We start from the raw sequence: 21,240 nt of genomic DNA, 5'->3' as shown, positions 1-21,240 counted from the left end.
CAACAAAGTTTTATTTTTATAAAATGCCAAAACTTTCAAAAACTTCTTTTTGAAACCTAGAAATTCTGCAAAATTATCCCCGCATTTAAAGAGGAAATATGGAAAATAACCAAACCCAAACCGAGCAAAGTGCTGCTCAAAACACAAAAACTACAAAAAAGCATCAAGCATCAAGAACACACATACCAGTAGACGGACACAAGATCGAAGAACTAAGAACGCTTAGCTTAGATGAGCTAGTACAGATCGCAAATAGCGTCGGTGTCGAAAATCCACGCGAATTTCGTAGGCAGGATTTGATATTTGAGATACTAAAAACCCAGACAAAACAAGGCGGCTTTATACTATTTACTGGAATTTTGGAGATCACAAATGAAGGTTATGGCTTTTTAAGAGCTGTTGATGCGAATTTAAGTGACAGTTCAAACGATGCATACGTCTCAAACTCACAGATCCGCAAATTTGCACTTCGCGTGGGCGACATCATCACCGGCCAAGTAAGAGAGCCAAAAGATCAAGAAAAATACTACGCTCTTTTAAAGATCGAAGCGGTAAATTACATGCCTCTAGCAGACGCAAAAGAGAGGCCACTCTTTGACAACCTAACCCCACTTTTCCCAACTGAAAAGCTAAATTTAGAGTATGATCCTATGAAGCTAACGGGCCGTGTGCTTGACCTTTTCACACCTATTGGCAAGGGTCAGCGTGGTCTCATCGTCGCACCTCCAAGAAGTGGTAAAACTGAACTTATGAAAGAGTTAGCTCACGGCATCGCTAAAAATCACCCAGAAGCCCAGCTAATGGTGCTTTTGGTTGACGAGAGACCAGAAGAAGTTACCGACATGCAGCGCTGCGTAAAAGGCGAGGTATTTAGCTCGACATTTGACCTGCCAGCGCTTAATCATGTCCGCGTAGCAGAGCTAGTCATCGAAAAGGCAAAACGTCTAGTTGAGATGGGTAAAGACGTCATCATCTTGCTTGATAGCATAACCCGTCTAGCACGTGCCTACAACACAGTGACACCGCCAAGTGGCAAGGTGCTAACAGGCGGCGTGGACGCAAACGCACTTCACAAACCAAAACGCTTCTTTGGCGCAGCTAGAAACATCGAGCACGGCGGCTCACTAACCATCATCGCAACAGCACTTATCGACACTGGCTCACGCATGGACGAAGTGATATTTGAAGAGTTTAAAGGCACTGGAAACAGCGAGATCGTGCTTGATCGCAACATCTCAGACCGCAGAATTTACCCAGCTATCAACGTGCTAAAATCAGGCACCAGAAAAGAAGAGCTACTTCAAAAGCCTGATGAGCTTCAAAAAATTTGGGCTATCCGCTCTGCGATCGCCACAATGGACGATGTCGAAGCGCTTAAATTCTTATACGCAAAAATGCTAAAAACAAAAGATAATAAAGAGCTTCTCTCTATCCTAAACGAGTAAATTCAACTGAGCTTGAAGCCCTTGCTTTGAGCTCAAGTCACTTCATTTAAAATATATAACTCCGGCTTTCTAGCCAAAAATATCTTAGAAATTTTGAATTTTCTAGCTCTTGCTATTATAAAAGAGATTACGATTTTTAAACGATTATTTACTAAATTTTTCTATGTCTTGATTGATTAAATTTTCATATTCACAAAGCTCGTTGCAAGTCTTTTTGCTCTGTTCGATAAGCTCGTCAAATTTAAATCCAAGCATCACGATACGATAAAGGTTTGGCTTGTGTTTTCGCCAGTTGTAAAGCGTTGCGACATCAACGTCTAAATGATAAGCCATATCACGTTTTGTCATCTTAGCCACTTTACACTCCTTCTTTTTGAGTGATTTTATAAATTTTATTCTGATAAGAAAACAATTGAATTATTTTATGTTTTTTATTAATTTCATTGAATATTTAAACTTTATTTAATATAAGAAAATTTAAAATAGCCACGTAACATTTTTTAAATAAGGAGTAAAAATGAAAAATGTAGTTTTAAAAGTTGCTTTAGGTTTAAGCCTAGCTAGTGCCGCTGCTTTAGCGCAAGGAGCGTTTGTAGGATTTGAAGGGGACTACTCTTTTGGTTCAAATTTAACAGCAAAAAGCGACAATGGCACATCAAAAGTCAAAAAAGCACAACCAGGTCTTGGTCTAAAAGCTGGTTATGACTTTGACGTAGCTAGAGTTTATGGAGCTTACATATATGACTTTCAAGCCAAAAAGTCACTTGGTGACGAAGATGGCACAATAATAAAATGGAAAACTCATAAATTTATAGTTGGAGCTGACTATACTCCAAGCGTAGCAAAAGATCTAAAACTAGTTCTTGGCGGTTACACTGGTTTTTCAAAACTTAAAATGGATGTATTTGACACACATGATGGCTCTGAAAAAGGCAACGCAACTGGCTGGATACTAGGTGCAAGAGTTGGTGCTGAGTACTCTATAAATGAAAACAATGCAGTTGAGTTTGGTTTAAAAGCTGATAGAACAAAATATCGCTCTATAGCAAAATATGATAATGCAAAAACAAAAGAGACAAACGTCGGTCTTTATATGGGATATACATATAAATTCTAATTACTCGCAAGCTCAAATTTCAAAGCAAATTTGAGCTTTTAGCCAACTGCCCTACTTTTAAAATAAGCTATAAATTTACCAGCTTTTCTAAATTTTCGCCGTCTAAGCGGTAGGTTCTCCACTCAAGAGATTGATTATTAGCGCCCATGCTCTCATAAAATTTGATGCTTGGCTCATTCCAGTTTAGGCAGCACCACTCAAGCCTTTTTAAATTTTCATCCTTGCAAATTTGAGCTAGAAATTTAAAAAATGTCTTACCGATGCCTTGATTTCTAAACTCTTTTTTGACATAGATGTCCTCAAGGTACATCCCGCCAAGCCCTAAAAATGTAGAAAATGTGTAAAAATAGATAGCATAGCCAATAGCCCTGCCCTCGCTTTCGCAGACAAGGGCTTTTGCGTGATTTTTATTAAAGATGGAGTCTGCAAAAACTTCATTTGTAAAAGTGACTTGATCACTCATCTTTTCATAGCTCGCAAGCTCTCTTACAAGCTCGCAGATCACGTCTATATCGCCCTCAGTCGCTTTTCTTATTTGAAATTTCATTAGTTGTCACCAAAGAGTGCTTTTAGATCTTTAACCATTTCGCCATTTTCGCCGCTGCTGCTAGTTTTTGAGCCAAGCTCGTTTAGTTCGATCTCATAGCCAGTTAGCATGCTTGCAAGGCGGATATTTATGCCATTTTTACCGATCGCCTTACTCTTTTGCTCGCTCGCAAGTGTCACGATCGCCTTGTTTTCTTCGATCTTTACAGATGTGATGATCGCAGGTGCCATAGCGCGAGCTACTAAGATCGCTGGCTCAGTGGTGTACTCGATCGCATCGATGCTCTCACCATGAAGCTCTTTGCTTACGGCATTTATCCTAACGCCCTTTGTGCCGACAGTTGCGCCGACTGGATCGATGTTTGGAGTGGTTGAGATGAGCGCTACTTTTGCTCTTTCGCCAGGGATCCTTGCACTTCCTTGGATGATGATGCCGCCATCTTTTATCTCAGGCACCTCTGAAGTTAGCAGCGCTTCAAGAAATTTAGGCGAAGTCCTTGAAAGTTCGACCTTTATGCCTAAATTTTTATCTGTAAAAACTTTTCTAATGACCGCTTTTACCACGTCGCCTACTTTAAATTTCTCGCCTTTTATGCGGTTTTTACGTGGCAAGATGGCACGAAGCTCGTCTATCTCGATAAATGTGTTTTCATCGTTATCGACTCTGACAACTGGGCCAAAGACCATGTGACCGCTCATCTCGTTATATTTTTGTAAAATTTTCTCTTCGACTAGGCGCTGGATGTGATACTCAAGCTCCTTGTGAAGCGTTTGAGCTGCGGTTCTGCCAAGGTTATCAAGGCTTAGTTCGTAAGTGAGCTCATCGCCGATCTCTACGCCACTATCTATCTTTTTAGCCTCTTTTAAGCTTAAAAAGTGCTCATTGTCTTCAGCAAGCCTCTCATCGTCGTTTGCTACGATTGAAATTTTTTGATAAAGCTTTAAATTTTTATTAGCATCGATGTTCACGTCATACTCATAATTTTCGCCATAAACCCTTTTTGCAGTGTTTATCAAGGCTCTTATGACGCGCTCTTTTACATCTTCTATCTCTAAATTTTTCTCATTTGCAATTGACTCGATGATATCTGAAATTCTTTCCATTTTTTCTCCATTGTGACGATAAATTTCGGGGATTTTTCGTGAAGTTTTGAAATTATACATAAGCCATACTTTTAATAACATTAAGCTTGTTATTAACTTTTATTTAATCCTTTTTTTATGATGATTTGGGTATATTGACCGATTAAAATTTAAGATTTTGAAAGGATTAAAAATGGAGCTAAAACTTGCAAGAGCCGAATTAGACGCAAAACCAAAAACGATTTCACTAGAAAAGATAGAGGCAGCTGTCGAAAAAGAGGGTCAGAAAATTTTCTATTTTGATAAAGAAAACACGCACAAACAACTAATCGCTTTAGTCGAGCACTTTGAAGAAAAAGGGCTAAGCGTTTATCACAGAACCGTGAAATACGGGCTTGATGATAGCGATTATATGTATGAAGTGCATATACTTTAATGAGTAAAAAACTCTTTATCCAAACTCTAGGTTGTGCTATGAATGTTCGTGACAGCGAGCATATCATAGCCGAGCTCTCACAAAAAGAAGACTACTCCTTAACACAAAACATCGAAGAAGCTGATTTAATCCTTATAAATACCTGCTCAGTTCGTGAAAAGCCAGTTCACAAGCTCTTTAGCGAGGTCGGAGCCTTTGAAAAAGCCAAAAAAAGAGGTGCTAAAATAGGCGTTTGTGGCTGCACTGCAAGCCATTTGGGTAGTGAAATTTTCAAGCGCGCTCCTTACGTTGACTTCGTCCTTGGCGCAAGAAATGTCAGCAAGATCACAAAAGCGGTAAATACGCCTAAATTTATCTCAACAGACATCAACCACGACGAGAGCGAATACGCATTTGGCGAATTTAGAGGCTCACCGTACAAAAGCCACATCAACATCTCTATCGGCTGCGACAAAAAATGCACCTACTGCATCGTCCCACACACCAGAGGCGATGAAATTTCTATCCCCTCAAGCCTCATCTTAAAAGAGGTAGAAAAGGCGGCAAAAAGCGGTGCAAAAGAGATATTTTTACTAGGGCAAAATGTCAATAACTACGGCAAAAGATTTTCAGGCGTGCAAGAAAATATCGATTTTAGCGACCTTTTAGTAAAGATAAGCGAGATAGATGGCGTTGAGAGGATAAGATTTACAAGTCCTCACCCACTTCACATGGATGATAAATTTCTTGAAATTTTCACAAATAACCCAAAAATTTGCAAGTCTATGCACATGCCACTTCAAAGCGGAAACACCAAAGTTTTGCGTGAAATGAAGCGTGGATACACAAAAGAGTGGTTTTTAGACCGCGCGCTAAGACTTAGAAAGATGTGCCCAGATGTGAGCATCTCAACTGATATCATCGTCGCATTTCCAGGCGAGAGTGATAGTGAATTTGAAGATACGATGGACGTGCTTGAGCAAGTTAGGTTTGAGCAAATTTTTAGCTTTAAGTATTCGCCTCGTCCGCTTACAAAGGCAGCTACTTTTACAAATCAAATAGATGACAAAACCGCTTCAGAAAGGCTAACTCGCCTGCAAAATCGCCACAGCGAAATTTTAGACGAGATCGTGGCGGCGCAAAAAGATAAAATTTTTGATGTATATTTTGAAGAGCTAAGGTCAAATGGTGGCGTTGCTGGGCGAAGTTTTAACAACTTTTTAGTTCAAGTTGATGGCAGTGAAGAGCTTCTTGGCACTACGCAAAAAGTAAAGATCACAAACCCAAAACGAATGGTTTTGTATGGTGAGCTGCAAATTTAAAAACACCCTTGAAAAGCTCGCCCTAAATGTTGGCGTCTTTTTCATCTACATTTTGATGTGGCTCATTTTTCTAACCTGCAAAAAGAGCTACACTCCAAATTTCTTACCACAAAATGGCTGCGTCGTCGTCTTTTGGCACGGCAGGCTTAGCTTTATGAGCTTTGCTTACAGGCGTTGGTGGAGCAGTCAAAACAGAAAACAAGGCAAGGTGATAATAAGCGACCACAAAGATGGCGAGCTAATCACCAGAATAATCAATTTTTTTGGCATCGGTACCATTAGAGGCAGTAGCTCAAAAGGCGGTGCAAGGGCGCTTATAGAGGCTCTAAAAGAGATAAAACAAGGTCACGACGTCATCATCACGCCAGATGGCCCACGCGGACCAAGACACAGCGTCGCAGACGGGGCTGCGGTGATAGCGCAAAAGTCATATTGCGAAATTTATGCTCTAAATTTCGAAGCAAACTCGTTTTGGGAGTTTAAAAGTTGGGATAAGATGATACTTCCAAAGCCATTTTCAACTATAAATTTTAGCCTCTCAGCACCTTTTAGCGTGGCAAATTTAGATCAAAAAGAGGCAAAAGAGAAGATACAAAACGAGCTTTGGCAAGCTTCACAAAATGACGGCGGCAAGAGCGCAGAACAAAACAAAGAGGACTTTAGGTCAAATTTAAAAATTTGGTGGAAAAAAAATGCGCATAAAAATCCGCAAATAAGTGGCGAAATAAGAGAAATTTTGGACGAAATTTATGAAAAATAAAATTTCTATCTTTATAGCCATTTTTATAATAGCTTTCTTTGGGCTCTTTTTTTACAGCGACAACTCCTACAAGCTCGCCCTTGAAGCGAAATTTTACTACGAGAGTAAAGAGTATGAAAAGGCTATAAATTTAAGCCAAAAAGCCCTTGATCTTGACGTATACAACAAGATGGCCGCCACCACGCTTAATCAAAGCAAGGCAGCTATGAAATTTAGCTCATACATAAAAAACGGCAAAGAGTATCTTGAACGCATCAAAAAAATGAGCCAAAATGGCGTCAGTAAGGCTGATAATGAGCGCATCAAAATGATGTGTGATGTGATGATAGAGGACTTTGAAAGCTTAAGAAATTCTGCTTTGCTTGATGATGAGCTAAAAAGTGAGGCTCTGCAGATGAAAGAGGCATTTGCAAAACTAAAAAACGAGCTGTTTTAAACTTATTTAATCCCTTTTTAGCTAACATACCAAAAATAATGCACTAAATTTAGGAGAGTTATGTCTTTTAGCATCAAAAAGCTTTTTTCAAACCTTTTCTTAAGCGCCGTGATCGAGGGCAATGAGTGCGTTTTTTACGGTCAGGTCTTTAGAAATGGCAAGCTTATAAAAACCATGAACGCTAAATTTACAGATATAAATATCGATAATATCGATGAAAAAATCATAAAATACATAGAAGAGCAAGAAAAAGCATATTTTGGCGTATATGTCTCAGTTTTTTTTAACGACGACTCGCAAGGCGCGCTTCCTAGCACTAGCTTTGATGAATATAAAAAATTTAATATAAATACTAAAAATCTTACAAGCCTTATCGTGCAGGATAGCTGGAGTATTTATGCAAATTTAAATTCTATAAAAAAATATAAAAATTTATTTGGACAAGATAGCGTGGATCTCATCTACTCACCTATCGCCCTACTCTTTCACGAGCTTTTAAAACGCGGAATTTCTCCAAAAACTACGCTTTATCTTTATATCCATGCACACTCGTTTACACTTGCGATCTTTAAAGATAAACAAATGAAGTTATCCACTTTTTTAAATATGTCTGGCATTGAGGAAGCCAATCAGGAAGCTGAAAGCCTAAAAGAAGAAGATATAACAGATATTGATAACTTAATCATTAAAGAAGAAAATGACGCAACATCGCTTGATGATTTTAAAAGTTTAGATGATTTTTTAAGTGATGATAAGCCAAAAGAATTTGAAGATCTAAACTATGAACTAAATATGCCAGTTTCTACAAATGTAGAAAAATCGGTTGCTATTTTTGGATATGACATGAAGATGTTTGATTACATCGTAAAGGCTGTAAAAGAATTTTACGAAAATCCTCTCTACGGCGGCGATTTTATTGAACAGATAGTTGTTTTTGAAAATACAAAAACAAGTGCAACCTTTTTACAATATCTGCAATCCGAGCTTTTAGTGGAGACTTCAGTGTATCCAGTGAATACAAATCATATTATGAATGAAATCATGCAAGAAGAGATAATATTATGAAATTTAGCTTTATTGCTCCGGAACCAAGACCACTTATATCTATCTTTAGCAAAATTTGGCTAAGCCTTATAAGCTTTGTGTTTGTAGTTCTTTTGGCAACAAATTTCTTTATACTTTACAAAAACTATTCAATTGAAAAAAATATAAATTTTTTATCAAATGAGCAAAAAGAACTTAGTCAAAAAATAGTCACAACAGATGAAATTTCAGCTAAACTCGCCGTACAAATAGAATCTGCAAATGATATTTTCACATCAAATTCTATTCTCAAGCAAAGCTTGCACAATCTTTTTGATCTAGTGCCTGACAGTATAACGCTTGAAGAGGTTTTTATGGATAAAAACTCACTCATCATTCGTGGTATAACGCCGACAAAAGATGTATTTAATCAGCTTCTAGCTTCACCTTTAAGATCTATTTTTACAACTTCAAATACTAGCTTTTATCAAAGTAAAAACGGCTGGTATGGCTTTATAAGTACAAATAAAATTGATAATTCTGAGGGATATAATGAGTAAAAAAGATACGAGCTTAGAAAAAATAGATCCTGTCAAGCTTTTACTTTTTATATTTGCTTTTATTGTAGTTTGCTTCATTATGATATTTGGTTTTATCGTGCCAAATATAAAAGAATTTAAAAGCTTAACTAGACAAAATTATTCACAGACCTCATCTTATACAAAAGTAAAAAATGAATTTGAAGCCAAATTTAAAAACCTTGAAGCAACCAAACAAAAAGATGGAGCTATCATTTCAGCTTTTGAGAATAAATTTGATAAAGATAAATTTATAGAATTTGCCTCCAAATTTTTCAGTGAAGTGAGCCTTAGCAAAATAGAAGAAAGTGATAATAACGCTAGTGAGAAATTTTTTAGATTTCGCCTAAATGTAACTAGCTCTCTAAGGACACCACAAAAATTTTATGACTTTTTAGATGCGCTTAGCAGCTATGACAGTATCGTAAAGACCGAATTTCCTATCGTCATGAAAGGCGAAAAGGATAAAATTCATACTACTTTTAATATAAAAGTTTTTGGATTGAAGTGAAATTTTAGATTTTATTTAAAAAAGCCACAAATAGATAACATTTCTCTAAAGTTCTTAGTTATAGAAATTATATTTTTATAGACATAAATTTATGTATTTCATCGGTATTGATATAAGCTCAACATCTACAAAAGTAGTGATACTAGATGATCAAGATAATTTTTGTAATCTATTTTGTTATCAAGTAGTTTTAGTGCCATAAAAATAGTACGCGATATAAAAGAAATTTTAGAACAAAAAGGCTATCAGTATGCCTCAATCACAGCCACTGGGTATGGAAGAGTAAGTGTAGAAGTGGATGTAGTAGTTTTTGAAAACTGTATAGGAACTAAAAATTTAAAAATAATATGAGTACATAAGGCGACCTTGTAGAAAATATCGCCAAACGTTACTTAAATATATCCTGTTCTGTAATATACAAAAACGACGCAATATCTGACGTTATTAAAAAATTTGTAGATGAATATAAAGCAGATGATGTAATAGACATCGTTTTAAGTGGCTGTCACACTTATGTAATAGAAACAAACAAGATAAAAGAAGCCAGCAAAGAAGCTAGCGTAAGCTATATGAGTCTTGAAACTGACTACTCCAAACAAGATGTATGTTGGCCAGATACGCACACGTTTGAAGGTATTTTTAGAATTTCTCGAACAAAACATCAAATTTTAAAAGGCTCAAAAAAGAGCCTTTGTTGATTTGTTACGAATTTTTAGAACAGTGTTTTGACTAGTATTACTTTTTATCCACACATTTGCCAAGCTGACAAGCTCTTTTGTAAAGTGCCTCTGCCTTTGTTTCATCTCCGCTTAGCTTTGCAAGTAAAAAGCACGACTGAGCATACTCAAGCTCGCAGCTCTTTGCCAAAAGCCTTATCACTCTAGCCTCAGCCTTGTTTCTATCTATCTTATGAGTTTTTAAATTTTCGCTTTCGATGTAAGACTTTAGCCCCATAGCCTCGTTATAGCAGCCAACGCCATCGCCGCTATCGCAAGCTAATTTATAAAGCTTTAGAGCCTTTTGGATATCTTTTTGCTCATCAACAAGCCCTTGCTCATAAATTTGACCCAAATTTGAGCAAGCTGTAGCAAGCCCAGCATTGCAAGCCTTTTCATAGTAGCCTTTTGCCTTTACGAAGTCTTTTTCGTTGCTAAAATTTACAGCTAGGTTGTTGCAGTCGATACTATTTCCACTATCGCAGTTTTGCATCATCTTCTCTTTTTCAAGCTCAAGACGCTCTGTCCTAGCCTCTTCATCACTTTGCCAAAAGCCAAAGCTTACCATCTTTTGCCACGACCAGCAACCACTAAGCATAAAGCCCATAGCCAAAATAAGACCAAAATTTAAGACCTTTTTCACTTACATTCCCAGCTTTGTGCCTAGTCTTTTCATTTGTGGGCATGCCTTGCTTAGCCCACGAAAGCAAGCGACTTTATAAATTCCATAAGCCCTTTTTTCATCTTTATTGACACCAAGACCAAGCTCATACATCGCACCGATATTAGCACAACTTGGTAAGTCGCCAGCATTGCATGCATTCGTATAAGCTTGCATTGCTAAGTAATAATCTCGCTTAACGATCTCACCTTTTCTGTAAGCATTGCCTAAATGATAGCAAGCTTGCATGCCTCCGCCATTGCAACTTTCTTTATAAATTGAAATTGCTTTTTTTGGATTTTTTTTAACTCCGAGTCCAAGCTCATAAAGAGTGCCCAAATTTGCACAACCGACTTGTACCTTAGCATCGCAAGCTTTTTGATAATTTGTTAAAGCATTTTCATATTCTTTTAAAAGCTCGTAATTTACACCCAAATCATTGCAAGCTTCCGCATCGCCTTCTTCGCATTTTGGTATTAAAATTTCGATTGCATTTCTTGAAATTTGCTCTTTATTTTGCACTATTTTTTCATCCTTTGGTTGCTGCCACGAATCATCTTGTTTTTGTCCTACACCAATCACATTTAAGCAGCCAGTGAAAAATAAAGCCGATAAAAGCAATAAATATTTTTTCATTCTTTTCCTTTTAAAATTGTCCAAATAAGTCATTTAGTGCTTCACTGATACTTGGGTGAGTGAAAATTTGATTTTTAAAGCAATTTGCGTTTGCTTTTAAATTCATCGCAATTGCAATTTCATTTATCAGCTCATTTGCATAGATGCAGTGAAAGCTAGCACCTAAAATTTCGCCGCTTTGTGCATCAACGATAGCTTTTAACATACCTACATCGTGATTTAGTACTTTTGCACCTGGCACTGCCGCCATGCTAAGCTTTAGCTCTTTGAAATTTAACCCAAGCTTACTAGCTTCTTTTGCATTCACTCCTACTCTTGCTAGTGGAGTGTCGGTAAATAGCACATTTGCATGAATACTTCTATTTTTGGTATTTCTCTTTTTATCACCAAAAATTTGTGAATAAACTATCCTAAAATCATCTAAGCTCGTATAAGTAAAAAGCTCTCCGCCACGCACGTCGCCTACCGCATAGATATTTGGCACATTTGTTTGAAGGTTTTCATTTGTCTTTATAAAGCCTTTTTCATTTAGCTCAACTCCAGCAGCTTTTAAATTTAAATCATCCACATTTGCTACTCTGCCGAGTGCGATCAAAAATGCATCGGCTCTAAGGCATCTTTGCTCGCCATTTTGCTTGAAATTTAATACATTTTCTTTAATGCACTCTATCTCGCAACCCTCTAAAATTTCAACGCCTTGGACTCTAAGAGCCTCTTTTACGCTATTAGCTATATCATCTTCTTCGTTTTTAAGTAGTTTTGAACGTCCTACGATAGTCACTTTTGAGCCAAAATTTGCAAACATTGATGCAAACTCTATGCCGATAAAACCACTACCGATAATGACAAAATGCTTTGGTAAATTTTTTAGATCAAGCAAAGTTTGGCTTGAAAATATATTTGAGTTTACAACCTCAAAAGGAGTATCTGCCTCTTTTGAGCCACTATTGATGATGATAAAATCGCCCTCTATTATCTTTTTCTCACCACTTGGCGTTGTTACAAGGAGACTATTTTCACTAGCAAATGAGCCAACACCATCGATCACATCTATATTTTCTTTATCATTTAGCATTGCATAGTTTTTAGCATTCAAAGCTGAGATTAGCTTATTCTTATTTTCCACACTAAGTGTGTAATATTCGCTTTCAACACTATTATTTACAAATTTTGCCTCTTTAGCGGCTGTTATTAGACGCTTGGTTGGTATGCAGCCAACATTTATGCAAGTGCCTCCATACATCTTTGGCGATCTCTCTACAAGAGCCACTTTTTTGCCAAGTGCAGCAGCCTTAACCGCTAGCGTTTTGCCAGCCTTTCCAAAACCAATAATTACAATATCATATTTCATTTTCAGTCCCTTATCTTTCCCATTACATAGTAAGTTGTTTCATTTATCTTTTTTAGCTCCATTTTATATTTATTAGCCCAGTTTTTTATAATCTCATCAACTCGCTCTTTTATTTCATTAACGGTAGCTACATTTTTTATCTTTAGTCTATCTTCACTTCCACTCATCGCCACAAAACAAAGGTGTGGCTTTAAATGATCGTTTAGTTCAATTATGCTCTTTGGCAAAAGACCATCAGTATTGTTTAAAATTCTACACATTTGAGCAGTGGTCGTTTCATTGACGTTATAGCCAAGCTGGATTAAAAGTGCATTATGATCCATATCGTTCCTTTTGCTTAAAATTTGCGGGCATTATAAGATAAAATTGGATAAAATCGCCTAAATTTTCAAGGACAAATATGAAAAAATTTATCATTTTTGTGTTTAGTGTTTTGCTATTTTGGGGATGTTCGTTAGATCAAATTTCACAAAATTTTGGCCTTAGTGAGCCACCACTTGATCCAGAGGTCGAGCAAATAGCAGACGCCATCTATCTATACAATGAAGGCAACTATCCAAAGGCTTGTAAAAGATTTTATGATTATGCAAAAGATGGAAATGTTCTAGCCATGCAGCAAACTGGCATTTGTTTTCGTGATGGCAAAGGCTTTAGCAAAGATATCTTAAGAGCACTTTTTTGGTTTGAAACAGCTGGCAGATACGGCAATATAGACGGACTAAGAAGTGCTGGATATATCTACGAGTACGGCCTTGGGGTCAATAAAAATTTAGAAAAAGCAATATATTTTTACGAAAAAGCCACAAGCCTTGGCTCAAGCGAGGCCAGCTACGATCTGGGGCTTATCTATCTGGGCAAAAATGACTATAAAAAAGCGAGAATTTATCTTGATGAAGCTTGCTTTAAAGGTAAAGAAGAAGCTTGCACAAAGCTAAAAGAGATGAAATTTTAGCTCTCATCTCTTTTTATAAATTTATTACGCCTCAGCCTTTTGAGCGATCAAAACGCCTTCTATCATCTTTTTGATATCCCCATCAAGTATCGCGTCAGTTTGTGAGTATGCCTCGCCACTGCGGTTATCTTTTACCTGCTGATACGGGAAAAGTACGTATGATCTTATCTGATGACCCCAGCCGATTTCGCTTTTTTCTACGCTGTTACTAGCTTCTTGTTGTTTCATCAGCTCAAGCTCGTAAAGACGAGACTTTAGCATTTTCATCGCTGTAGCTCTGTTTTTGTGCTGACTGCGGTCGTTTTGGCACTGCACGACGATGCCAGTTGGTATATGCGTGATGCGGATGGCTGATTCAGTTTTATTTACGTGCTGACCGCCTGCACCACTGGCTCTATAAGTGTCTATCTTTAGATCTTTCTCTTCGATCTCGATCTCTATGTCATCATCTATTTCAGGGCTTACCATGACACTTGAAAAGCTCGTATGACGGCGCCCTGCACTATCAAATGGACTTGTGCGAACGAGCCTGTGGATGCCATTTTCTGCTTTGAAGTAGCCATAAGCGTTTTCACCTTTTACTATAAAGCTCACGTCCTTTAGCCCAGCCTCATCGCCCTCTTGAAAGTCAAGAGTCTCGACCTTAAAGCCCTCGCGCTCGCAAAATCTAAGATACATCCTATAAAGCATGCTAGCCCAGTCGTTACTCTCAGTGCCGCCAGCTCCAGGATGGATCGATACGATCGCGTTTTTGCCATCATCTTCGCCACTTAAAAGCATAGAAATTTCAAGATTTACTATCTTTTCATCTAAATTTTTAGCGTCATCAAAAAGAGAATTTATAGTCTCTTCGTCATTTTCAGAATTTGCTAGCTCAAAAAGCTCCTTTGCATCACTTACTGCCTGATTAGCGTCGTTAAATTTTGCAAGCATATTTGAAATTTTTGTCTTTTCTTTATTTAGCGCCCCAGCTCTTGCGATATCTTGCCAAAAATCAGGATCTTGCTCAGTAGCCTCGATCTCTTTTAGTCTAGCCTTGATCTCTTCAGGCTTTACGATAGAGCCTATGTTTTCAACTTTTGTTTGTAGCTTCTTTAAAAGCTCGTTGTATTCGTAACTATCCAAGTTTTTCTCCAAAAATTTTTGCCGATTTTAGCCAAAAGTTGCTTACATTTTTAAATTTACGCCCTTTTAATCCTTTTTTGTTACAATGCCAAGTTAAAATTTCAAACAAAAAGAGTCAAAATGCAAATCATAAGAACTATAAAAGAACTTCAAAATTTCGTCTCTAGCACAAGCGCAAAGATCGGTTTTGTGCCAACCATGGGCGCACTTCATGACGGACATGTTAGTCTTATCAAAAAATGCGTGAGCGAAAATGAGATAAGTATCGTCTCAACATTCGTTAATCCAACTCAATTTTTACCAGGCGAAGATCTAGATAAATACCCAAGAAACGAGCAAAACGACATTAAAATTTGCGAGCAAAATGGCGTTAGTACTATTTTTATCCCAGATGCTAATGAGCTTTACTTTGAAGATGAGCCTCTAATCGTAGCTCCAAAGAAATTTTCAGCTATCTTAGAGGGCAAAACTAGGCCAGGCCACTTTGATGGCGTCTTAAGAGTGCTAAATAAGCTATTTCGACTAACTCGTGCAAATAGCGTCTATATGGGCAAAAAAGATACGCAACAACTAATCATCGTGCAAAACATGATAAATACATTTTTTCTTAATACCAGCCTAGTGGCTTGCGATATCGTTAGAGAGCCAGACGGCTTAGCGCTTTCAAGTAGAAACGTCTATATCTGTGACGAAGATAAATGTAATGCTCTAAGACTTTCAAGATCGCTAAATAAAGCACAAAATTTGATCCAAAATGGCGAAGAGGACGCAAGTGAGATCAAAACAAAGATGCTTGAAGTGCTAGAGCCGTTAAAGGTTGATTATGTCGCCATTACGGACAGAAATTTAAATGAAATTTCCAAAATAGAAAAAAATAATACCATCATTTTAGTAGCAGCTTATGTCGGCAAAACTAGACTAATAGATAACATCTGGATATAAAAATGCCAAAACTTCACTTAATTTCACTTGGCTGTAACAAAAATTTAGTTGATTCAGAAATAATGCTTGGTAGACTGCAAAACTACGATATCACAGACGATATCAGCGACGCTGACGTCATCATCGTAAATACCTGTGGCTTTATCAAATCCGCCAAAGAAGAGAGCATACAAACCATACTTGAGATGCACGAAGCTCGTAAAAATGGCTCTTTGCTAGTAGTAACTGGCTGTCTTATGCAGCGATATAAAGATGAGCTTATGAAAGAGCTACCAGAGGTTGATCTCTTTACCGGCGTGGCTGACTATGACAAGATCGATGAGATCATCTTGAAAAAGCAAAATTTATTTAGCCCGCAAACTTATCTGCAAGCAAATGAAGAGCGTGTGATAACTGGCTCAAACTACCACGCCTACATCAAAATTTCAGAGGGCTGTAACCAAAAATGTAGTTTTTGTGCCATTCCAACTTTTAAAGGCAAACTAAAATCACGCTCGCTTGAAAACATCGTAAACGAGGTCAAAAATCTAGTCAAAAAAGGCTACTACGACTTTAGCTTTTTATCTCAAGACTCAAGCTCATATATGCGCGATCACAGCGTTAGCGACGGGCTTATAAATTTAATAGACGAGATAGAAAAGATAAAGGGCATAAGAAGCGCTAGGATACTTTATCTCTATCCAAGCACGACCAGCAAGGAGCTAATTGAACGTATCGTCGCCTCGCCTGCCTTTCACAACTACTTTGACATGCCGATCCAACACATCAGCGAAGACATGCTAAAGATAATGAAGCGTGGAAGTGGCGCTAAAAAAATCAAAGAGCTTTTAAATTTAATGAGAAATGCCGAGAATTCATTCTTACGAACTGGTGTCATCGTGGGTCATCCAGGAGAGAGCGAGGAGGATTTTGAGGAACTTTGCAAATTTTTAGAAGAGTTTAAATTTGATAGAATTTCAGCCTTTGCCTACTCGAAAGAAGAAGATACTGCCTCTTTTGAAATGGAGCAAATCCCAGCCAAGATCATCTCAAAAAGACTAAATAAGATAGAAAAAATCACTAAAAAATCGATAAATGAGAGCTTGCAAAAAGAGATTGGCAAGCAAATTTATGCTTCTCTTGAGGGCGAAAGTAGTGAGGGGGAGATGTTTTACGCAGCCAAAAAAGATATCTGGGATAAAGATATAGACGGCGAAATTTTAATAAACGAAAGCGATGTAAAAGAGCTTGAGATCGGCTCACTCTATCTTTGTGAGGTCTCTGACGTGGTCGATCAAAAACTAATCGCTAAAATCATCAAAAAAGCAAAATGATAAGCCAAAATGTGCGAGAAAAGCTAAACTCAGGTGCAAACCTACTAGCCTTCTCGCACGGCATAGACAGCACCGCACTTTTTTACATTTTAGAAGATGCTGGGATCAAATTTGATCTAGCGATGGTTGATTACAATGTGCGAGAGCAAAGTAAAAGCGAGATAAAAAGTGCAAAAGAGCTCGCAGATAAATTTGGTAAAAGAATTTATACTAAAAGCGTTTTTTTAGATAAGTCAAATTTTGAAAAAAACGCGCGCGAGGCAAGATATGAGTTTTTTGGTGAGATTTGTCAAAAATTTGGCTATAAAAATTTGATCCTAGCGCATCAGTTTGACGATAAATTTGAGTGGTTTTTGATGCAGCTTAGTAAGGGTGCTGGACTAAAAGAGCTCTTTGGCATGAGCGAGCTTGAAAAGAGAAAGCACTTTTGGCTAGTTAGACCGCTTTTAAATTTACGCAAAAAAGAGCTTCAAAACTATCTTGACGAGAGAAATTTACACTATTTTATCGATGATACAAATTTAAAAGGCGAGTTTAAAAGAAGCTTCATGAGGCTAAATTTTAGTGAGCCATTTTTGGATAGATATTTTAGTGGCGTGCAAAAGAGCTTTGAGTTTTTAGAAGCCGATAGACAAATTTTAATGCCAAATATCACAAAAATAAGTGATGAAATTTTTATCATAAAAAATGATAGTAATGCGATACGAGGCGTTGATATGGCGGCAAAAGAGCTAAACGTGCTCCTAAGCAAAGCTCAAAAAGATGAACTAGATAAAAATTTAAATAAGCAAACAAACGTGGTTCTAAGTGGCAAGATCGCTATTGGCTACGCTGGCGAGCGCATCCTAGTGACGCCATTTTACAAAGCCGTAATGCCAAAAATTTTTAAAGAGAAGGCTAGAATTTTTAAAATTCCAGCTATAAATAGAGGCTATCTTTTTGCTACAAATTTTGATCTATCAGAGTTAAAATTTTAATCAAGTAGTTCTAAAAACAATAGATAAAGAAGTTTTGGCTTTTGCCTGAAACACTCAAAGCAAAAGCCAAGATTAATTAAAATAAGCTATTTACGCTTTCATTGTGATATACACGGCGTATCACTTCGCCAAATAAAGAAGCTGCACTTAACACTTTTATACAAGGAAGCTCCTCTGCTAAAGGTATCGTATCAGTAACAACTAGCTCATCTAAAAAGCCTAGTCTTAGCCTATCATAAGCTGGTCCACTAAGGACTGGATGCGTACAAAATGCCATAACACTAGTTGCACCACGCTCTTTAAAAATTTCAGCTGCTTTTACGATCGTGCCAGCTGTATCGATCATATCATCAACTAAAATCACATCTTTGCCATTTACGTCGCCGATTATATTCATCACTTCGCTCTCGTTTGCTTTTTCGCGGCGCTTATCTACGATAACCATGTCAAGATTTAGATTTTTAGCTAAGGCTCTAGCACGAGCAACGCCGCCTACATCAGGGCTTGCAACGATTGGATTTGGTAAATTTTTAGCTCTTACGTAGTCATTAAAAATGATACTTCCATAAAGGTTATCAACCGGAATATCAAAAAATCCTTGAATTTGTCCTGCGTGAAGATCCATAGTGACGACTCTATCGATACCTGCTGTTTGCATCATGTTTGCCACTAGTTTTGCAGTGATCGGCACTCTAGGAGCTGCTTTTCTATCTTGTCTAGCGTAGCCAAAATACGGCACAATCGCTGTTATAGAGCTTGCACTGCTACGTCTTAAAGCGTCAGTTAAAATAAGTAGCTCCATTAAATTTGTATTTGTCGGTGCACATGTTGGCTGAATGACAAAAACATCTTTTCCGCGCACGCTCTCGCCGATTTGCACGCTGATCTCTCCATCGCTAAATCTTTTTATACTTGCCTCGCTAAGAGGAAGTGAAAGATATTGCGAAATTTTCTTTGAAAGCTCAATATTAGCCGTTCCTGAGAAAATTTTATAGCCTCTCATAATGATAACCCTTTTAGTAATTTTTATGTTGTGATTTTATCGAAACGAGCTTTAATTTAAATTTATTCTTTTTAGGACTTTTTCTAGCCCTAGTTTAATTCTTATCGCCACAATCAAAAATTTGAGCTTTGATTTTACAAACCTTAAATTTTAAACAAGTATAAAAAATATAAGATAACTAAGAATATTTTTTTATTTATAAACATTATAGGATTACAATCACAACATGTTTAAAGCTTATAGAATTTATGATTTTATCAAAGATGATAGTTTGGATATGAAGGCGGCTTTTGTTGATAGACTCTATCCAAGAGGCATAAGAAAAGAGATATTTTCAAATTTCCTTTGGTTAAAAGATATCACACCAAGCACTACTTTAAGAGAGTGGTTTCATGAAGATAGAGAAGCTAGATTTGATGAGTTTTGTGAGGAATTTGAGCTTGAGCTTGATAATGAAACAGCGCAATCTTGCTTTAAAATGCTAAAAAAACTAGAAAAAGAGCATGGCGATATAGCACTTCTAACAGCTAGCAAAGATATAAATCTTTGCCATATCGTTGTGTTATTAAAAATTTTAAATAAGTAGTTTGCCCGCCTATTTTGCAAGAGTGCCAAGCACCTTTTCAAACTGCACACCATACCATGCACGACTCTTATCTTTTAGCGTGACTTTAATGCTACTAAGCACAAAATTTGCTGCCTTTTTGATAGAATTTTGCATGCTTTCGCCATTTATGAGTGAACCAAAAAGCACAGAAGCAAATATATCTCCAGTCCCACTCGTGTGAAATGGCAAAAATTCGTGAAAATACTCTACCTTCTCTTTTGTCTTTGCGTCGTAAGCTATGATGCCACATTCATTTTGTTTGTATCTAATGCCCTTTAGCACGATCTTTCTAGCTCCAAAGCTAGCCAAACCTTCAAGCAACTCTAAAATATAATCTTGCGTATAGTCACTGCCTAAAAACGGCATCCCGCACATAAAGCTTGCTTCAGTTATATTTGGCGTGATGACGTGAGCCTTTGTGCAAAGTTCGCGCATTTTCATAACAAATTTTTCATCAAATCCGTGATAGAGCTTGCCATTGTCGCCCATACAAGGGTCTACAAGTATTAGTGGAGCAGAGTCATTAAACTCATTAAAAATTTTCTCTATCAGCTCAAGCTGGCTAAAGCTACCTAAAAATCCGGTATAAATTCCATCAAATGCGATATTTTCTTTGTGCCAAACCTGTGTTATCTCGTCAAATTCATCAGTTAGATCACGAAAAGTGAAATTTTTAAAGCCAGTATGAGTCGAAAGTAACGCAGTAGGCAATATACATGCTTCGATGCCTTGAGCGCTAATTATCGGAAGTGCAACAGTAAGGGAACATTTGCCAACGCACGAGATATCTTGTATTGTAAGGATTCTTTTCATTTATGCTCTTAGTTTGTAAAATTTTACTCCAGCAACATCGGCTAGATAAACCACATCTTGTTGCAAGAGCTTGTTTAGAATTTGCCTTGAGTGTTCTGAGAAATTTTCTTCAACATTTGCGATAGTTTGCGGACGACGCCTTAGCATTTCTAAAATTTCTTCCTCACTAAAGTTATACTTTTGCTCTATTTTGTGAGCTTTAGCTATATTAACCGGTACGCCACTTATCTGCTTGGCTAGCTCCTCTAGTTTTTTGGCGTCTACACCCTTTACATTATAAGCTGGTGGGCGATCTATCGTGCCAATATCCACTCGGTGCGGAGCTATCTCATTTATCGCTGCATTTAGAGCTATAAATTCCTCTTCTTTGTCGTTAAATCCAGTCACAACCAAAATTTCAAGCACAAGCTTGCCAGTAAATTCCTTACGAAATTTAGCCATCGCTTTTATGAGCTCGCTAACTTCTATGCCGCTTTTGTTGCGGTCTATCTTTTTAAAAGTACTTTGTACTGCACTATCCAGGCTAAATTTCACTATATCAAGCCCATGTAGCGCTTCACAAATTTTTGGATCACACACGCCTGAGCCATTACTCAAAATAAGTGTTTTTGCGCTACCTTTTAGCTCATTTACTTTTACTATCAGCTCTTTTAAGTGTGGGTAAAGAGTTGGTTCGCCATTTGCTGTAAGCGTGATGACGTCGATATTTTGATAAGCTTTTAAAGCTTCTTTTAGATCGCTTATGATCTCGTCAACACTTGGCGGATTTTCTATCGCATTGACTGTTTTTGCGCCACTTAGCTCGCAATAAACACAGTCAAAATTACATGATTTTTGATTAGGGCTTAGATCGATGCCAAGGCTCATGCCAAAACGGCGAGAATTTATCGGTCCAAAGACGATGCAAG

At 37.4% G+C, this 21,240-nt stretch carries 26 protein-coding genes; 15 read left to right on the top strand and 11 right to left on the bottom strand.

The window, feature by feature from the left end; all coding sequences use genetic code 11:
* The first annotated feature begins 98 nt into the window (after window positions 1–98).
* The gene (gene rho, locus G5B98_RS04200; protein ID WP_196087274.1) at window positions 99–1,445 is read left to right on the top strand and encodes a transcription termination factor Rho; all 1,347 of its coding nucleotides are present in this window, start codon (window positions 99–101) and stop codon (window positions 1,443–1,445) included.
* Window positions 1,446–1,589: 144 nt separating this feature from the next.
* On the opposite strand, the gene G5B98_RS04195 is transcribed toward rho, so the two are convergent.
* Entirely contained in the window at window positions 1,590–1,802 is a 213-nt protein-coding gene (locus G5B98_RS04195) for a transcriptional regulator (protein ID WP_002941953.1), read from the bottom strand.
* A gap of 160 nt (window positions 1,803–1,962) precedes the next feature.
* On the opposite strand from G5B98_RS04195, the gene G5B98_RS04190 reads away from it, so the two are divergent.
* Window positions 1,963–2,562: an outer membrane beta-barrel protein gene (locus G5B98_RS04190; protein ID WP_196087273.1), complete on the top strand. Its 600-nt coding sequence runs from the start codon at window positions 1,963–1,965 to the stop codon at window positions 2,560–2,562.
* A gap of 67 nt (window positions 2,563–2,629) precedes the next feature.
* On the opposite strand, the gene G5B98_RS04185 is transcribed toward G5B98_RS04190, so the two are convergent.
* Both G5B98_RS04185 and nusA read right to left on the bottom strand, forming a co-directional pair.
* Entirely contained in the window at window positions 2,630–3,109 is a 480-nt protein-coding gene (locus G5B98_RS04185) for a GNAT family N-acetyltransferase (protein WP_196087272.1), read from the bottom strand.
* Window positions 3,109–4,212: a transcription termination factor NusA gene (gene nusA, locus G5B98_RS04180; protein ID WP_196087271.1), complete on the bottom strand. Its 1,104-nt coding sequence runs from the start codon at window positions 4,210–4,212 to the stop codon at window positions 3,109–3,111. The genes G5B98_RS04185 and nusA overlap by 1 nt, the downstream gene beginning before the upstream one ends.
* A gap of 172 nt (window positions 4,213–4,384) precedes the next feature.
* Between nusA and G5B98_RS04175 the strand changes: the two genes are divergently transcribed.
* From G5B98_RS04175 to G5B98_RS09620, 8 genes are all read left to right on the top strand, one after another.
* Complete coding sequence (locus G5B98_RS04175) at window positions 4,385–4,627, top strand: HP0268 family nuclease (protein WP_002941786.1); 243 nt, start codon at window positions 4,385–4,387, stop codon at window positions 4,625–4,627.
* A complete protein-coding gene (miaB, locus tag G5B98_RS04170) occupies window positions 4,627–5,928 on the top strand; it encodes a tRNA (N6-isopentenyl adenosine(37)-C2)-methylthiotransferase MiaB (RefSeq protein WP_196087270.1) in 1,302 nt (433 codons plus the stop codon). Before G5B98_RS04175 ends, miaB begins: the two co-directional genes overlap by 1 nt.
* Window positions 5,909–6,688, top strand: coding sequence for a lysophospholipid acyltransferase family protein (locus tag G5B98_RS04165; protein WP_196087269.1), 780 nt, complete (start codon window positions 5,909–5,911; stop codon window positions 6,686–6,688). The genes miaB and G5B98_RS04165 overlap by 20 nt, the downstream gene beginning before the upstream one ends.
* Window positions 6,678–7,124 (top strand): hypothetical protein, encoded by a 447-nt coding sequence (locus G5B98_RS04160; protein ID WP_054196559.1) that lies wholly within the window; start codon window positions 6,678–6,680, stop codon window positions 7,122–7,124. The genes G5B98_RS04165 and G5B98_RS04160 overlap by 11 nt, the downstream gene beginning before the upstream one ends.
* Window positions 7,125–7,184: 60 nt before the next feature.
* Entirely contained in the window at window positions 7,185–8,189 is a 1,005-nt protein-coding gene (locus G5B98_RS04155) for a hypothetical protein (RefSeq protein WP_196087268.1), read from the top strand.
* Entirely contained in the window at window positions 8,186–8,707 is a 522-nt protein-coding gene (locus tag G5B98_RS04150) for a hypothetical protein (protein WP_196087267.1), read from the top strand. Before G5B98_RS04155 ends, G5B98_RS04150 begins: the two co-directional genes overlap by 4 nt.
* Entirely contained in the window at window positions 8,700–9,236 is a 537-nt protein-coding gene (locus G5B98_RS04145) for a hypothetical protein (RefSeq protein ID WP_084108056.1), read from the top strand. The genes G5B98_RS04150 and G5B98_RS04145 overlap by 8 nt, the downstream gene beginning before the upstream one ends.
* 377 nt (window positions 9,237–9,613) lie before the next feature.
* Window positions 9,614–9,934 carry a 2-hydroxyacyl-CoA dehydratase gene (locus G5B98_RS09620; RefSeq protein ID WP_430746733.1) on the top strand — a complete coding sequence of 107 codons (321 nt, stop codon included), beginning with the start codon at window positions 9,614–9,616 and terminating at the stop codon, window positions 9,932–9,934.
* 37 nt (window positions 9,935–9,971) lie between these two features.
* Here the strand turns inward: G5B98_RS09620 and G5B98_RS04135 are convergent, their stop codons facing one another.
* From G5B98_RS04135 to G5B98_RS04120, 4 genes are read right to left on the bottom strand one after another with little or no spacing between them, the layout of a single operon-like run.
* A complete protein-coding gene (locus tag G5B98_RS04135) occupies window positions 9,972–10,595 on the bottom strand; it encodes a tetratricopeptide repeat protein (RefSeq protein ID WP_196087266.1) in 624 nt (207 codons plus the stop codon).
* The gene (locus G5B98_RS04130; RefSeq protein ID WP_103582724.1) at window positions 10,596–11,249 is read right to left on the bottom strand and encodes a tetratricopeptide repeat protein; all 654 of its coding nucleotides are present in this window, start codon (window positions 11,247–11,249) and stop codon (window positions 10,596–10,598) included. It lies immediately after the preceding gene.
* Between the two features lie 10 nt (window positions 11,250–11,259).
* Window positions 11,260–12,600: a dihydrolipoyl dehydrogenase family protein gene (locus tag G5B98_RS04125; RefSeq protein ID WP_196087265.1), complete on the bottom strand. Its 1,341-nt coding sequence runs from the start codon at window positions 12,598–12,600 to the stop codon at window positions 11,260–11,262.
* Window positions 12,601–12,602: 2 nt separating this feature from the next.
* Window positions 12,603–12,923 carry a hypothetical protein gene (locus G5B98_RS04120; protein ID WP_021090811.1) on the bottom strand — a complete coding sequence of 107 codons (321 nt, stop codon included), beginning with the start codon at window positions 12,921–12,923 and terminating at the stop codon, window positions 12,603–12,605.
* Between the two features lie 77 nt (window positions 12,924–13,000).
* Between G5B98_RS04120 and G5B98_RS04115 the strand changes: the two genes are divergently transcribed.
* Entirely contained in the window at window positions 13,001–13,552 is a 552-nt protein-coding gene (locus tag G5B98_RS04115; protein WP_087578743.1) for a tetratricopeptide repeat protein, read from the top strand.
* Between the two features lie 24 nt (window positions 13,553–13,576).
* On the opposite strand, the gene prfB is transcribed toward G5B98_RS04115, so the two are convergent.
* Entirely contained in the window at window positions 13,577–14,677 is a 1,101-nt protein-coding gene (gene prfB, locus G5B98_RS04110) for a peptide chain release factor 2 (protein WP_103589387.1), read from the bottom strand.
* A 120-nt stretch (window positions 14,678–14,797) separates the two neighbouring features.
* On the opposite strand from prfB, the gene panC reads away from it, so the two are divergent.
* From panC to tilS, 3 genes are read left to right on the top strand one after another with little or no spacing between them, the layout of a single operon-like run.
* Window positions 14,798–15,619: a pantoate--beta-alanine ligase gene (gene panC / locus G5B98_RS04105; RefSeq protein ID WP_196087264.1), complete on the top strand. Its 822-nt coding sequence runs from the start codon at window positions 14,798–14,800 to the stop codon at window positions 15,617–15,619.
* A gap of 2 nt (window positions 15,620–15,621) precedes the next feature.
* Entirely contained in the window at window positions 15,622–16,932 is a 1,311-nt protein-coding gene (gene rimO / locus G5B98_RS04100) for a 30S ribosomal protein S12 methylthiotransferase RimO (protein WP_196087263.1), read from the top strand.
* Window positions 16,929–17,909: a tRNA lysidine(34) synthetase TilS gene (tilS, locus tag G5B98_RS04095; protein ID WP_196087262.1), complete on the top strand. Its 981-nt coding sequence runs from the start codon at window positions 16,929–16,931 to the stop codon at window positions 17,907–17,909. Before rimO ends, tilS begins: the two co-directional genes overlap by 4 nt.
* 76 nt (window positions 17,910–17,985) lie before the next feature.
* On the opposite strand, the gene G5B98_RS04090 is transcribed toward tilS, so the two are convergent.
* Window positions 17,986–18,912, bottom strand: a complete 927-nt coding sequence (locus tag G5B98_RS04090) for a ribose-phosphate pyrophosphokinase (RefSeq protein ID WP_072594149.1) — start codon at window positions 18,910–18,912, stop codon at window positions 17,986–17,988.
* 226 nt (window positions 18,913–19,138) lie between these two features.
* Here G5B98_RS04090 and G5B98_RS04085 point away from each other — a divergent pair, with 226 nt between their 5' ends.
* Window positions 19,139–19,498 carry a DUF488 domain-containing protein gene (locus tag G5B98_RS04085; RefSeq protein WP_196087261.1) on the top strand — a complete coding sequence of 120 codons (360 nt, stop codon included), beginning with the start codon at window positions 19,139–19,141 and terminating at the stop codon, window positions 19,496–19,498.
* 9 nt (window positions 19,499–19,507) lie between these two features.
* On the opposite strand, the gene G5B98_RS04080 is transcribed toward G5B98_RS04085, so the two are convergent.
* Window positions 19,508–20,332, bottom strand: coding sequence for a pyridoxamine kinase (locus G5B98_RS04080; protein ID WP_196087260.1), 825 nt, complete (start codon window positions 20,330–20,332; stop codon window positions 19,508–19,510).
* On the bottom strand, window positions 20,333–21,199 hold the full coding sequence (locus tag G5B98_RS04075; protein WP_196087346.1) for a radical SAM protein: 867 nt from the start codon (window positions 21,197–21,199) through the stop codon (window positions 20,333–20,335). It abuts the gene before it with no gap.
* Window positions 21,200–21,240: the final 41 nt, after the last annotated feature.

The sequence above is a fragment of the Campylobacter concisus genome (assembly GCF_015679985.1).
GTDB classification, from domain to species: Bacteria; Campylobacterota; Campylobacteria; order Campylobacterales; family Campylobacteraceae; genus Campylobacter_A; species Campylobacter_A concisus_AC.
The sequence above is the reverse complement of the archived record's forward strand: the minus strand, read 5'-3'. Positions and strand labels throughout refer to the sequence as shown.

Excerpts from the sequence above, each read along its gene's own strand:
- tilS (WP_196087262.1), top strand. The coding sequence starts at position 16,929 with ATGATAAGCCAAAATGTGCGAGAAAAGCTAAACTCAGGTGCAAACCTA.
- G5B98_RS04085 (WP_196087261.1), top strand. The coding sequence starts at position 19,139 with ATGTTTAAAGCTTATAGAATTTATGATTTTATCAAAGATGATAGTTTG.
- G5B98_RS04160 (WP_054196559.1), top strand. The coding sequence starts at position 6,678 with ATGAAAAATAAAATTTCTATCTTTATAGCCATTTTTATAATAGCTTTC.
- G5B98_RS04130 (WP_103582724.1), bottom strand. The coding sequence starts at position 11,249 with ATGAAAAAATATTTATTGCTTTTATCGGCTTTATTTTTCACTGGCTGC.
- G5B98_RS04150 (WP_196087267.1), top strand. The coding sequence starts at position 8,186 with ATGAAATTTAGCTTTATTGCTCCGGAACCAAGACCACTTATATCTATC.
- G5B98_RS04115 (WP_087578743.1), top strand. The coding sequence starts at position 13,001 with ATGAAAAAATTTATCATTTTTGTGTTTAGTGTTTTGCTATTTTGGGGA.
- G5B98_RS04075 (WP_196087346.1), bottom strand. The coding sequence starts at position 21,199 with ATGAGCCTTGGCATCGATCTAAGCCCTAATCAAAAATCATGTAATTTT.
- G5B98_RS04190 (WP_196087273.1), top strand. The coding sequence starts at position 1,963 with ATGAAAAATGTAGTTTTAAAAGTTGCTTTAGGTTTAAGCCTAGCTAGT.
- panC (WP_196087264.1), top strand. The coding sequence starts at position 14,798 with ATGCAAATCATAAGAACTATAAAAGAACTTCAAAATTTCGTCTCTAGC.
- G5B98_RS04080 (WP_196087260.1), bottom strand. The coding sequence starts at position 20,332 with ATGAAAAGAATCCTTACAATACAAGATATCTCGTGCGTTGGCAAATGT.
- G5B98_RS04120 (WP_021090811.1), bottom strand. The coding sequence starts at position 12,923 with ATGGATCATAATGCACTTTTAATCCAGCTTGGCTATAACGTCAATGAA.
- miaB (WP_196087270.1), top strand. The coding sequence starts at position 4,627 with ATGAGTAAAAAACTCTTTATCCAAACTCTAGGTTGTGCTATGAATGTT.
- rho (WP_196087274.1), top strand. The coding sequence starts at position 99 with ATGGAAAATAACCAAACCCAAACCGAGCAAAGTGCTGCTCAAAACACA.
- G5B98_RS04090 (WP_072594149.1), bottom strand. The coding sequence starts at position 18,912 with ATGAGAGGCTATAAAATTTTCTCAGGAACGGCTAATATTGAGCTTTCA.
- nusA (WP_196087271.1), bottom strand. The coding sequence starts at position 4,212 with ATGGAAAGAATTTCAGATATCATCGAGTCAATTGCAAATGAGAAAAAT.
- G5B98_RS04145 (WP_084108056.1), top strand. The coding sequence starts at position 8,700 with ATGAGTAAAAAAGATACGAGCTTAGAAAAAATAGATCCTGTCAAGCTT.
- rimO (WP_196087263.1), top strand. The coding sequence starts at position 15,622 with ATGCCAAAACTTCACTTAATTTCACTTGGCTGTAACAAAAATTTAGTT.
- G5B98_RS04125 (WP_196087265.1), bottom strand. The coding sequence starts at position 12,600 with ATGAAATATGATATTGTAATTATTGGTTTTGGAAAGGCTGGCAAAACG.
- G5B98_RS04175 (WP_002941786.1), top strand. The coding sequence starts at position 4,385 with ATGGAGCTAAAACTTGCAAGAGCCGAATTAGACGCAAAACCAAAAACG.
- G5B98_RS04185 (WP_196087272.1), bottom strand. The coding sequence starts at position 3,109 with ATGAAATTTCAAATAAGAAAAGCGACTGAGGGCGATATAGACGTGATC.
- G5B98_RS04165 (WP_196087269.1), top strand. The coding sequence starts at position 5,909 with ATGGTGAGCTGCAAATTTAAAAACACCCTTGAAAAGCTCGCCCTAAAT.
- G5B98_RS04155 (WP_196087268.1), top strand. The coding sequence starts at position 7,185 with ATGTCTTTTAGCATCAAAAAGCTTTTTTCAAACCTTTTCTTAAGCGCC.